Source organism: Sorangium sp. So ce296, assembly GCF_051529605.1.
Classification (GTDB): Bacteria; Myxococcota_A; Polyangia; order Polyangiales; family Polyangiaceae; genus Sorangium; species Sorangium cellulosum_D.
On the sequence record NZ_CP150325.1, the window covers coordinates 4,309,001 to 4,321,311 of the forward strand.

7 protein-coding genes are annotated in these 12,311 nt (G+C 72.7%); 6 read left to right on the top strand and 1 reads right to left on the bottom strand.

Annotation, left to right across the window (positions count from 1 at the left end):
- Nucleotides 1–41 precede the first annotated feature (41 nt).
- From WME98_RS16160 to WME98_RS16180, 5 genes are all read left to right on the top strand, one after another.
- Entirely contained in the window at nucleotides 42–2,111 is a 2,070-nt protein-coding gene (locus tag WME98_RS16160; RefSeq protein ID WP_437952094.1) for a PEP/pyruvate-binding domain-containing protein, read from the top strand.
- A 64-nt stretch (nucleotides 2,112–2,175) separates the two neighbouring features.
- Complete coding sequence (locus tag WME98_RS16165) at nucleotides 2,176–2,859, top strand: DUF4956 domain-containing protein (protein ID WP_437334104.1); 684 nt, start codon at nucleotides 2,176–2,178, stop codon at nucleotides 2,857–2,859.
- Between the two features lie 100 nt (nucleotides 2,860–2,959).
- On the top strand, nucleotides 2,960–5,083 hold the full coding sequence (locus tag WME98_RS16170) for an HlyD family secretion protein (protein ID WP_437952095.1): 2,124 nt from the start codon (nucleotides 2,960–2,962) through the stop codon (nucleotides 5,081–5,083).
- Nucleotides 5,084–5,210: 127 nt separating this feature from the next.
- Nucleotides 5,211–6,446: a CotH kinase family protein gene (locus WME98_RS16175; protein WP_437952096.1), complete on the top strand. Its 1,236-nt coding sequence runs from the start codon at nucleotides 5,211–5,213 to the stop codon at nucleotides 6,444–6,446.
- 324 nt (nucleotides 6,447–6,770) lie between these two features.
- Entirely contained in the window at nucleotides 6,771–8,120 is a 1,350-nt protein-coding gene (locus WME98_RS16180) for an Ig-like domain-containing protein (RefSeq protein WP_437952097.1), read from the top strand.
- A gap of 66 nt (nucleotides 8,121–8,186) precedes the next feature.
- Here the strand turns inward: WME98_RS16180 and WME98_RS16185 are convergent, their stop codons facing one another.
- A complete protein-coding gene (locus WME98_RS16185; protein ID WP_437952098.1) occupies nucleotides 8,187–11,189 on the bottom strand; it encodes a glycoside hydrolase family 3 protein in 3,003 nt (1,000 codons plus the stop codon).
- Nucleotides 11,190–11,579: 390 nt separating this feature from the next.
- On the opposite strand from WME98_RS16185, the gene WME98_RS16190 reads away from it, so the two are divergent.
- Complete coding sequence (locus WME98_RS16190) at nucleotides 11,580–12,260, top strand: methyltransferase domain-containing protein (protein ID WP_437952099.1); 681 nt, start codon at nucleotides 11,580–11,582, stop codon at nucleotides 12,258–12,260.
- Nucleotides 12,261–12,311 lie beyond the last annotated feature (51 nt).

Here is a 12,311-nt window from a genome sequence, read left to right on the forward strand (position 1 = left end):
GCGCCGCCCCTCGATCAGCTTACTTGTCTCAGGAGGAGTTCATGGTTCAAGGCAATCGCATCACGTCGATCATCGCGCTCGCCCTGCTCTCCGCGGTGCTGCCAGGCGCGTGTGGCGGCGGCGGCGCACCGGACGACGTCGGCGCGGCCCCGGAGGTCTGCGAGCGGAAGGGCGACGAAGCATCGACGGAGTTCCTCAAGCGCGTCGGGTGCGCCGAGGACTTCGAGGCGCTCGCGTCGGCGCCCGTCGACGCGAGCTTGCCCGGCGCGCGCTCGGTCAAGGTCGTCCTGGATCAGGCCGATCAGAACGCGCTCTATTTCCAGAACAGCGTTCTCTACCAGATCCATTACGACTTCGTATCTTCGCACCTCTCCGGCGAGGGGCTGCCCTATGTCCCTCCCCTCGCCGAGTTCAACGCGACCGAGTACTTCACGCCGGATCGCCGCTTCGTCCTCGGCGCGGTGACGCATTACGAGGGTCCCGGCACGTGGGCGCTCGAGCTGTCTCCCTACGACACCGCGTCCGCGGACATGATCACCGCCCTGTTCCGGGCGGTGCAGGGGGCCTCCTTCTTCGGCGCGAAGCTCGCCTTCCACCCCACGTCGGAGGCCGTCGCGGTCGAGGCGGCGAAGCTGCCCGCCGACATCCCCGTGGTCAGCACCGGCGATCTCTACGCGGGGATCGACTACCAGCCGCTCTCGCTCGGCAAGGCCATGGGGCGCCTCCACTTCGCGAAGGCGGCGGATCTCGACGACGAGTACCTGTCCCATCAGGACATCGTGGTGCTCGACGAGGCGCCCAACGACATCTCGGTCGTCCAGGGGATCATCACCGAGGAGTTCCAGACGCCGCTGTCGCACGTCAACGTGCTCTCCCAGAACCGGCGCACGCCCAACATGGGGCTGCGCAACGCGATGAGCCACCCGGATCTGCTCGCGCTCAAGGACAAGCTGGTCGAGCTCACCGCGGGGCCGTCCTCCTGGAGCGTCCGCGAGGTCACCGAGGCCGAGGCCGAGGCGTTCTGGGAGGCGCACAAGCCCGAGCCCGTCACGCTCCCCGAGCTCGACCTGACGGTCACCGACCTGCGCGACATCGCGGAGGTGACCCCCGATCCGCCGGAGGGCGAGCCGCTCCGGGACGCGATCAAGCAGGCCGTCCTCGCCTTCGGCGGCAAGGCGGCCCACTACTCCATCCTGTCGAGGATCCCCGACCTCCCGATCCAGAAGGCGTTCGCGATCCCGGTCTACTACTACGACCAGTTCATGAAGCAGAACGGCTTCTACGAGCAGATCGAGGCGATGCTCGACGACCCGAAGTTCAACACCGACCCGGCGGCCCGCGACGAGCAGCTGAAGGCGCTCCGCGACGCCATGAAGGCGGCGCCGGTCGACGCCGACTTCCAGGCGCTCCTCAAGGCGAAGATCGAGGCGGAGTACCCCGGGCACAAGATGCGGTTCCGCACCAGCACGAACAGCGAGGATCTCGACGGGTTCCCGTGCGCCGGCTGCTACGACTCGAACACCGGCGATCCGACCGACTGGGAGGACGTCCTCGACGCCATCCGCAAGACGTACGCGAGCGCCTGGAAGCTCCGCACCTTCGATGAGCGCACCTATTACGGCATCGATCACCGGTCGATCGGGATGGCCCTGCTCGTGCACCACAACTTCCCCGACGAGGAGGCGAACGGCGTGGCCATCACCAACAACCCGTTCGACACGGCCGGCGTCCAGCCCGCGTTCTACGTCAACGTGCAGGCGGGCGGCGACGTGGAGGTCGTGGCCCCGCCGGCGGGCGTGACGAACGACGAGTTCCTCTACTTCTTCAGCCAGCCGAACCAGCCGGTCACCTACCTGACGCACTCGACCCTCGTGCCCGAGGGCGAGACGGTCCTCTCGGCGGCGCAGGTCCACGCGCTCGGCGCGGCGCTCGACGCCATCCACACCCGGTTCTCCCCCGCGTACGGCCCCGCGGCGGGCAACACCGGCTGGTACGCGATGGATGTGGAGTTCAAGTTCGACGACGACGCGAACCCGAACGAGCCGCCGACGCTCTACATCAAGCAAGCGCGCCCCTACCCCGGCCGGGGGGCTGCCGCCGGGGCGCCGTGAGGCGATCGCCCGCGCGCCCGGGCGGGCCACGCCCCGCGGTCGCCGCAGGCGAGGACGGACCATCATGATCGACTGGCTCGGATGGCTCACCCAGGGGAGCGCCGTGGACCTCCGCAGGGCCCTGGTGGCGCTCCTGCTCGCGTTCGGGCTGGGGCAGGTGGTCGCGCTCGTCTACATGGCCACCTTCCGCGGCCTCTCCTACTCCCGCTCCGCCGTGCACAGCATGGCCATGGGCAGCGTCATCACCTGCATGCTGATGCTCGCCGTGGGCAGCAGCCTCGCCGCCGGCATCGGCGTCGCCGTGGGCCTGAGCGCGGTCCGCTTCCGCACGACGCTCCGCGATCCGCGCGACGTCATGTTCGTCTTCGCGGCGCTCGGCGTCGGCATCGCCTGCGGGCTCCAGGCGTTCGGCGCGGCGCTCGCCGGGACGGCGATCTTCGGGGGCGGGACCTTGCTCCTTCACGCCACCGGCTACGGCGCGCGGCGGCAGCCGGACGGCCTGCTCCGTTTCACCGCGCCCTCGGTGCCCGACGCGGAGGAGGCGCTCGCGAAGATCCTCCGCGCGCACTGCCAGACGTTCTCCCTCGTGACCCTCCGGGAGGCCGCGCAGGGGACCCTCATGGAGCACGCCTACCAGATCAGCGTCCGCGCGCCCGAGCTCCGCGCGTCGCTCGTCTCGAGGCTGCAGGCCATCCCGGGCGTGCAGGACGTCTCGCTCATGCTCCAGGAACCGACGCTGGATCTCTAGCGGCCGAGGCCCCTCGTCGAGAGGCCCGCCTCGCTCGCCCCACGGGCGCCCTCGACCCGTTGACGCGACCGCCGTGGTCATCACCGCGCAAGGATCACCGATGCACAGCTACCAGCGACTCCGCTCGGCGCTCAAGGACGCCGGACCCGCGATCACCCTCGTGCTCACGTTCGGAGCCGCGCTGTGGCTCCACCTCGACGGCGGCGGCCCGCGCGGGCAGGTCTTCGGCTTCGCGGAGGCGCTGCCCGAGGCGATCTCGCCGATCGAGACCGCCCGCGTCGCCTCCATCGAGGTGGTCGTCGGCCAGGAGGTCGCGGCCGGGCAGGTCATCGCGACGCTGGACGCCTCGGCGATCGACGCCGAGATCAGCGTCGCGAAGGCGGAGAAGGCGCAGGTCGAGGCCGATCTCCGGATGGAGCTCGCCCTCGTCGAGCAGGAGCTCGACGCGGACCGCGCGTCGGTCGAGCGCCACCTCGCGGAGCAGCGCGAGGAGCAGCGCCGGGCGGTGGCCGAGGCGAAGGTGCTGGACGGCGAGATCGCGAGGATGAGGGCGCTCGTCGAGGGCCACCTGACGGCCGTCGACCAGCTGGCGAAGCTCGATCTGCAGCGCGCGACGGTGACGGCGATCGCCAGCGAGAAGCCGCGGACCCTGAGCCTGCTCGCGGCGCAGCTCGAGGCGGCCGATCGGCGCCGGAGCGAGCTCCGGGATCGGACGTCGGGGCTCGCGGCGAAGCTCGACGCGGACGCGCGCGTCGCGTCCGAGAACATCGCGATGCTCGAGCAGCGGCGCGCCGGGTACGCGCTGCGCGCGGCGAGCGCGGGGCGCGTCGCCTCGATCGACCGGCAGCCCGGCGACGTGGTCCCGGCCGGCGAGCCCGTGGTGCGGCTCGTGAGCGCGCGGTCGGGCGCGCGCGCGATCGCCTGCGTCCCCGAGCGGCTCGCGCTCGGCGTCCACGAGGGCGACGGCGCCGAGCTCTGGATCCGCGGTCAGCTCGGCGGTGCGCTGCCGGGCACGGTCGCCGCGGTGGGCCCGGTCGTCTCGGAGCTCCCCCCGCGCTGCTGGCCGGCGCCGGAGGTGCCCGCGTGGGGCCGCGTGGTCACCATCGCGCTCGACGCGCCGGCCGCGCTCGTCCCCGGCCAGGCCTTCGACATCGCCTTCGGCGGCGCGCGCGCGGCCGCCGCGCCCAGGCCCGCCCCGGCGCCGCCCAAGCCCGCGCCCGCCGCGCCCGCCCCCGCCGCGCCGCAGGCCGCCGCCGCCGCCGCGTCGCAGCTCCCCATGAAGGTGCCGCCGACGCTCGCCGGCCGCTCGCGCCTCGAGCCGTCCGGCGTCCTCGCGCGCCCCGGCGAGTCGCGGTACCTCATCGCCAGCGACGACACCGGCCACGAGCGCGACGAGGGCGCGCCGTGGCTCTTCGCGATGTCCGCGGGCGGCGCCGTCGCGCCGGATCCGGTGCCCGTGAGCGGCGTCGACGAGCTGAGCGACGTCGAGGGGATCGCCGCCGGCGACGCGGGCGAGGTCTACCTCCTCTCGTCGCAGAGCTACAGCAAGAAGGGGAAGCGCAAGCCCGCGCGGACCGCGCTCCTCCGCCTCCGCCCGGAGGGCGGCGGCTTCCGCGTCGACGGCGAGATCCACCTGGCGGAGCTGCTCGACGCGGCCCCCGCGCGCGCCGCGGCGCTCGGCCTCCCGGACGGGACGCGGGCGCTCGACATCGAGGGCCTCGCCTTCTGGCAGGGCTCGCTGTACCTCGGGCTGAAGGCGCCGCTCGATCCGCAGGGCAACGCGATGATCTGGCGGGTCGCCGCCCCGCTCGCGCTCTTCGGCGGCGAGGGCGCCTCCCCGGTCCAGGCCGCGCGGGCGAAGGGCGGCCGGGCCGCGGACGAGGCGAGGCGCTTCGAGGCGGCCCGCGTCTCGCCGTGGGCGCGCGCGCGCGTCGACGTGGAGGTCGACGGGCGGCCCACGCCGGGCGGCATCTCGGAGCTCACCTTCATGCCGGACGGCTCGCTGGCGATCGCGTCCACGCCCTCGACCGCGGACGGCGATGCCGGCGCGCTGTGGCGGGTCGATCGCCCCGAGGCCGGCGTCCTCTCGCCGCGCCTGGTCCAGCGGTTCCCGGGGCTCAAGCCCGAGGGGCTCACCCCCTCGCTCGCGCCGGGCGCGCTGATGATCGTGTTCGACGCCGGCAGCGCCGCGCCCTCGTTCCAGGAGCTCCCGTGGCGCCCGTGAGCGCGGGCCCCGGCGCCCGGCGCCCCCCTCGCGCCGCGCCGCGGCACGGGCGGCCGGCGCCGCACACGCGGGCCGACGCGGAGGAGAGGCGGTATCCAGAGAGATGCTCCACAGCAAACCGGCAACGATGAGAATCCGCCACGCTTCCACCGCCCTCGCGCTCCTCCTCGTCGCGGCGAGCCAGAGCGGCTGTCCGGTCCACGAAGAGACCGGCGAAGCGGTCTTCGATCGGACGAAGCTGCACACGATCGCGATCACCGTCGACGAGGCCCACCTGGAGCAGCTCGCCACCGATCTCGAGGACCGCGTGCCGTGCACGCTGACCTACGACGGCGAGGTCATCGAGGGCGCCGGGATCCGGCAGAAGGGCAATGACATCAAGGATCTCGAGAAGAAGCCGAGCTTCAGCGTCAAGATCGACGAGTTCGACGAGCAGGCGGAGCTCGACGGGGTCAAGAAGCTCTTGTTGAACAGCGCCAAGCAGGACTCGAGCTTCCTGCGCGAGCAGATCGGGGGGGACATGCACGAGCGCGCCGGGGTGCCCGCCGCGCGCACCGCGCACGCGGTGCTGAGCCTGAACGGCGTCGACAAGGGCATCTACGTCGTCACCGAGGCCATCGACAAGCGGTTCCTGCGGCGCCATTTCGGCGAGAAGAACGACGAAGGGGCGCTCTACGAGGGGCCGTGCTGCGGCGATTTCGTCGACGACCTCGGCGCCGCCGAGCTCGACGGCGGGGAAGACCCGGGCGCGGCCGCGCTCCGCGCGCTCGCCGACGCCATCCGGGACACGCCGGACGAGGCGCTGGCGGCGAAGGTGAGCGAGCACCTCGACCTCGATCGCTTCATCACGAGCTTCGCCCTCGAGGCGCTCCTCGGCCACTGGGACGGCTACGCGTACCGCGCGAACAACTATTACCTGTACGAGAACCCGGTCGACGGGCGCTTCGTGTTCCTCCCCCACGGGATGGACCGCATCCTGGACGACCCGCGCTTCGACACCGAGACCGCGCCCGTCGCCGTGCTCCCGCGCCGCATCCGCGAGATCCCGGCGCTCGACGCGCGGTTCCGCGCCGAGCTCGACCGCCTCGCGAGCGCGGCGTGGGATGAGGGCGCCGCGCTCGCGGCCATCGATCGGGCGGCGCAGGTGATCAACACGGCCAGCGCCGGCGAGGAGACCCGGGAGGATCTTGTCGAGTTCAACGCGAACGCGGGCCCGCTCCGGGACGCCCTGACGCTGCGCCGCGCCCTGATCGATCCCGCGATCGTGTGCGGCGACGGCGACATTGGGGGGCTCGAGACGTGCGATGACGGCAACACGGCGGCCGGCGACGGGTGCAGCGCGGCGTGCCGCGTCGAGCCCTGACCGCCGGCGCCCCTCCCTTCTGCTGCACGGCGTCGGGCGCCGTGACCGAGCTCAACCGTTGAGTTGCGCAAGCCGCTGCCGGAGCCCGCGAACGGTTGCGGGATGGCGCAAAGACCCGCGAACCTCCTGACCTGACAGAGCGCCTCCGGCGCCGCTGAAGCGCAAATTCTCGACGCCTCCGGTCGGCCCTGCCGCGGCATGCGCGATGCTGCAGGCGGAGCCCGGCGCGCAAGGGGCCATGGGGCCGCCCTGGAGATCTGCTGTCAGCAGAGCTCGCCGCGCCCGCGATGATGTTGCCGAACGTCACCAGGGAGAAGGTGCACCATGCGAAGCTTATTCCACTCTCGCGCGAGTAAAACGATGCTCATCGCGCTCGTCGCCGCGACGCCGGCGTGCGACGGGGGCGCGGAGGACGCCGCGGCGAAGGAGGCCGCGGAGACAGGGGCCATCCGTGCGGCGCTCACGGTCGGAGGCCTGCGTCACGATGTCGTCGCGGTCCACTACAAGGTCGTTGCCGCGGACGGCAGCTGCGGTGATGCGGCCATCGCGGAGACCACGAGCGCGCTGGAAGAGGAGGCGCTCCCCGAGCTCGCGCTGCCTCCCGGGTCCAGGGTCCACGCGGGGGCCGACGGCCTGTTCGTGGTGCCGCCCGGCGTCTACCGCGTCTGCGCGACCCCGCTCGGCAGCGCCGGCCCTTCGGTGGAGTGCGCCCCCGCCGAGGCGACGGCCGCGGTCTACCCCGAGGGGACGTCCGAGATCACCCTCGTCTCCCAGTGCGCCGGGGCGCCGAACGGCGGGCTCGACGTCGTCGCCGCCCTGAACGACCCGCCGACGATCGACGACATCGACATCGCCCCGAGCAAGTTCATCACGCAGTGCGAGACCGCCGCGATCGCGGTGACGGCGTCGGATCCCGACGGCGACGCGTTCTGGGTCGACTGGGAGCTCACGGGCGGCGCGGGCGAGCTCGCGGGCGACGGCGGCGCCGCGACGTTCACCCCGGCGGGCCCGGGCGTCGCCACGGTCCAGGTGACGGTCACCGATGTGCTTGGCGGGAGCAGCCGGCTCTCGTTCCCCGTGCACGTGTCGGCCGCGGACTGCGGCGGGGCGACCTGCAGCGACGGCATCCAGAACCAGGGCGAGACCGGCGTCGACTGCGGGGGCCCGTGCGCGCCGTGCGGCGGCGTCTCGGTCTACAGCTTCGTCGACACGCCGGCGGACGACGTGGGCATCAAATCGCTCTACGACTTCTTCTCGAGCCTCGGCAGCGTGAGCTCGAGCCAGTACATCCTGTTCGAGATCGTCACGAACGAGGGCGCGACCGCCTGGTGCTCCGAGAACGCCGCCTTCTACGTCGACACCTACGTCGCGCAGACGTACGAGGGCGGCGGCGGCTTCCAGTCGGGCCCCTGGAACAAGTACTGGCGCGTGGCCGGCGGCCCCTGGTCAGGACCGGACACGGGGCAGTACTCGAACAGCTACGCCGCGACCTGCGATGAGAGCCCGTACTCATGGTGCGCCGAGTGGGGCCTGGGGGGCAACCAGTGGGCCGTGATGCCCCATCACACCGTGACCAACGGCGAGAGCTACCTCAACTGGAGCTATTCGAACGGCGAGAACTGGGTGGTCACCATCGCGGTCGGCGATGACCGCCTGTCGACCTGCGGCTTCTAGCCAGTCGCCGGCGGGGCTGTTCCACGGCGGCGGACCGTCGCGATCCGCCGCATCCCCAGGAGAGGCTCAGAACGTGCAGGTCGGCGTGGGGCCGGCGGTGAAGGGCTCCCAGCGGATGTCCTCGATCGCCACGTCCATCGGCGACTCCGAGTAGAGGAGGAAGGGCGTGTTGACGTTGGTGATGTCGAGCCCGCTGTCCGTCAGGCACTTCAGCGGGACGGAGACCTCGTGCCACTCCCCGTCCGCGATGGAGGTCAGCGTGTCGGCGATATTGATGTCGCCCAAGCAGGGATACACGCAGTGGGCCGACAGCGTGACCAGCGCGCCCTCGGGCGGCGCGTCGACGCGCGCCCGGAAGACGATCGAGGTCTCCGAGTTGTAGTAGGGCGACAGATCGACCCCGGGCGAGCCCGCCGAGACCTGCGCGTAGATCTGGCCCGTCGCGCTCCAGGTCACCTGCTTGGCGCTCCCCTGGATCTCGCCGTCGACCGTGCTGACGCTGACCTCGCCGCCGGGCAGGGTGGCCCCCATGCCCACGTCGATGCCGCCCCAGTTCGAGGGGCCGCCGATGCGCAGCACGTAATCGCCCTTCTCGTCGCCATCCACGAAGATCTCGAGCGGCTCGTTGGTGGTGCCGGCCGTCCCCGGGTCCGGGGCCGCGCAGCCGTGGCCCGTGGAGACCTCGGGCAGATCGTCGCCGAGCGCGTCGGCGTCGGTGGTCGCGAGGCCATAGCCATACGGGAAGAGCGGCGTCTCGCCGTCTCCCTTGTTGATGGGCGTCTGGCAGTCGGCCGAGGGCCACGAGAACGACAGCTTGCCCTGGAACTCGTGATCGCCGAAGAGCACGTCGGCGACGCCGCCGCCCTCGCTGCCCGGCAGCCAGGCCGCCACGAACGCGTCCGACCGGTTGAGCTCCTTGTTGGTGTGGAGCGGGCGGCCCGACACGAACACCGTGACGATGGGCACGCTCGGCGCCTGGGCGCGGATGGTGTCGATGACGGCGAGGTCCTCGGGGTGGGCGTTGGCGTGCTCGAGCGTCTCGAACTTGCCGATGTCGCCCTGACCCTCGGCGTAGGGCGTCTCGCCGATGACCACGATCGCGGCGTCGAAGGTGTCGGCCGCGGCGGTGCCGTCGGGGCTCAGGGTCGCGGTGCCGCTCATCCCGGCGCCCGTGATCGTCTCGTTGATGCCGGCGTAGATGGACTGCGCGTTCGGGAAATCGGCGTTGGTGTTGCCGGTGCCCTGCCAGGTCAGCGTCCAGCCGCCGGACTGGTTCTGGATGTTGTCCGCGGTCTTGCCGGCCACGAGGACGTTCATCGCCTTGCTGAGCGGCAGGACGCTGCCCTTGTTCTTGAGCAGGACGAGCGACTTGCGCACGGCCTCGCGCGCCACGGCCCGGTGCTCCGGCGCGGCGAGGAGCGTGGCGTCGCCGGCGACCGGCCGGGCCGAGGGGGCGCCCTTGCTCGCCCTGGGGCCGAGGAGGCCGGCCCGCATCTTCACGCGCAAAATCCGGGTCACCGCGTCGTCGACGCGGGCCATCGGGATCTCGCCGCTCTGCACCTGGGCGATGGTGTTCTCGATGAACGCCCTCCAGTCGTTGGGCACCATGATCATGTCCACCCCGGCGTTGATCGCCGCGGCGCACTGCGCGTTGCTACAGCCCGGGAGCTGGCCGTGCCCGTTCCAGTCGCCGACGACGAAGCCGGTGAAGCCGAGCTGGCCCTTGAGGATGTCGGTGAGCAGGTACCGATTGCCGTGCATCTTGTCGCCGTTCCAGCTGCTGAACGACGCCATCACGGTCTGCGCGCCCGCCTCCAGCGCGGAGAAGTAGCCCTGGGCGTGGATGTCGCGCAGCGCCTCCTCGGAGCAGACGGTGTTGCCCTGGTCCTTGCCCTGCTCGGTCCCGCCGTCGCCCATGAAGTGCTTGGCGGTCGCGATCACGTGCCTGTCGCTGAACAGATCCGCGCCGTCGGCCGGCCGGCCCTGCAGGCCCCGGATCATCCGGCCCGCGTAGCTCTTCACGATCTCCGGATCCTCGGAGTAGCCCTCATAGGAGCGGCCCCACCGGTCGTCCCGCACCACGGCGAGCGTGGGGGCGAAGGCCCAATCGAGCCCGGTGACGGCGACCTCGGCGGCGGTGATGGCGCCGATCTCCTCGATGAGATCGGGATCGTTCATGGCGCCGAGCCCGATGTTCTGCGGGAACAGCGTCGCGCCGATCACGTTGTTGTGGCCGTGCACCGCGTCCACGCCCCAGATGACGGGGATGCCGAGGTGCTCGCCGGGCGCGCCGCTCGTGTCGGTGGAGGCCTCGTAATAGGCGTCCGCGAGGGTGACCCAGTCGGCCACGGTCGCGTGCTTGGAGCGGCCCGGCCAGGAGCCGCCGCCGTTCAGCACCGAACCGATGTGGTACTCGCGGACCTGCTCCGGCGTGATCGCCAGGATCTCGGGCTGGACCATCTGGCCGACCTTCTGCGCCGCGCTCATCTGCGCGAGCAGCTCGGTGACGGCGGCCTCGATCTCGGGGTCGAGCGGGATCTCGCTCGTCACCGTCGGCCATTCGACCGACGCGGCCTCGCCGCCCGCGCCGCCGCCACCGCCGGTGCCGGTGGTCGTGCCCGCGCCGGAGCCGCCCGCCCCGCCGCCGCCGCCGGTCCCGGTCGTGGCGCCGCCGCCGGAGCCGCCTGCCCCGCCGCCGCCTCCTGTCGTGGCGCCGCCGCCGGAGCCGCCCGCCCCGCCGCCGCCTCCGGTCGTGGCGCCGCCGCCGGAGCCGCCCGCCCCGCCGCCGCCTCCTGTCGTGGCGCCGCCGCCGGAGCCGCCCGCACCGCCGCCGCCTCCTGTCGTGGCGTCGCCACCGGAGCCGCCCGCACCGCCGCCGCCTCCTGTCGTGGCGTCGCCACCGGAGCCGCCCGCACCGCCGCCGCCGGTCCCGGTCGTGGCGCCGCCGCCGGTCCCGCCCGACCCTGTCGGGTCAGCCGGGGGATCTGTGGAGTCGTCCCCGCAGGCGGGAACAGGGATGGTCAGGGCTGCGAGCAGCAGCCATTGGGTAACTCGGTTCCAATGCTTCATGCGATCGCCGGAGCATCGACCCAGCGCCGTGGGGCGTCAAGCGGCGGGGACCGCTCACGACGGAGCTCGACGGGTCCAAGGTGCGCGCTGCGGTACGGATGGAGGGCTGGGACGATGAAGGGCGTCAGCGGCTCGTGAGCGCAGCGCCCGCCCCTGCTTTGCCCTGGAGCGGCGCAGCGCGCCGAGGCGCGGCGAGGTCGCCTACCGGATGAAGTACCCGACAAGGCTTCTGCGGACCTGGGGCGACTCGACGTGATCGTCGACAACGCCGGCGACGCCCTGCTCGGCGCTGCGCGCCGGCCCGATCGACCGTCGCGGCCGCGCTCCCGGCTCAGCCCGGCCGCGCGCGGCCCGGGTGAGGCTCCGCCGCCCCCGTGCTATGGGGCCGCCATGCCGAACGCCGCCGGCGACATCGACGTGGAGGCGCTCAACGACCGCCTCGCCCGGGAGCACCCGATCGACGACTACTACGACCGCGCCCCGCTGCCGATCCGGCTCATCGAGCGCGAGCGGCTCGCCATCATCCGCGACATGCTCGGCGACTGCGCGGGCCTCGACCTCGCCGAGGTCGGCTCCGGCGGCGGCCACGTGCTGCGCATGTTCCCGCGGGCGCGCATCACGGCGATCGACGTCTCCGACGTCTTCCTCGACACCGCCCGCAAGAACCTCGCGGGCTACGACGCCCGCTTCCTCAAGGGCGAGGTCGACAAGCTCGACCTCCCCGCCGCGAGCTTCGACCGCGTCATCTGCACCGAGGTCCTGGAGCACACGGTCGACCCCGCCGCCGTCCTCGCGGCCATCGCGCGCCTGCTGCGCCCCGCCGGCGTCGCCGCGATCACGGTCCCGAACGACCCGCTCATCGCGCGGCTGAAGGGCGTCGTCCGCCGCACGCCCGTCGGCTACCTCCTGCGCGACCGCATCCAGTGGGGCGGCGACGTCTACCACCTGCACCAGTGGACGCCGGACGAGTTCGGCCGCCTCCTCGAGCGCCACTTCCGCGTGACCGAGCGCCGCGCGGCGCCCCACGGCGCCCTGCCGATCCGCGCCTGCTTCCGCTGCGTCCCCCGGTGACCTCCGCCGTGCACCCGGACCGCCCCGAGCGCCCGTCGCCCCGCCGCGGCC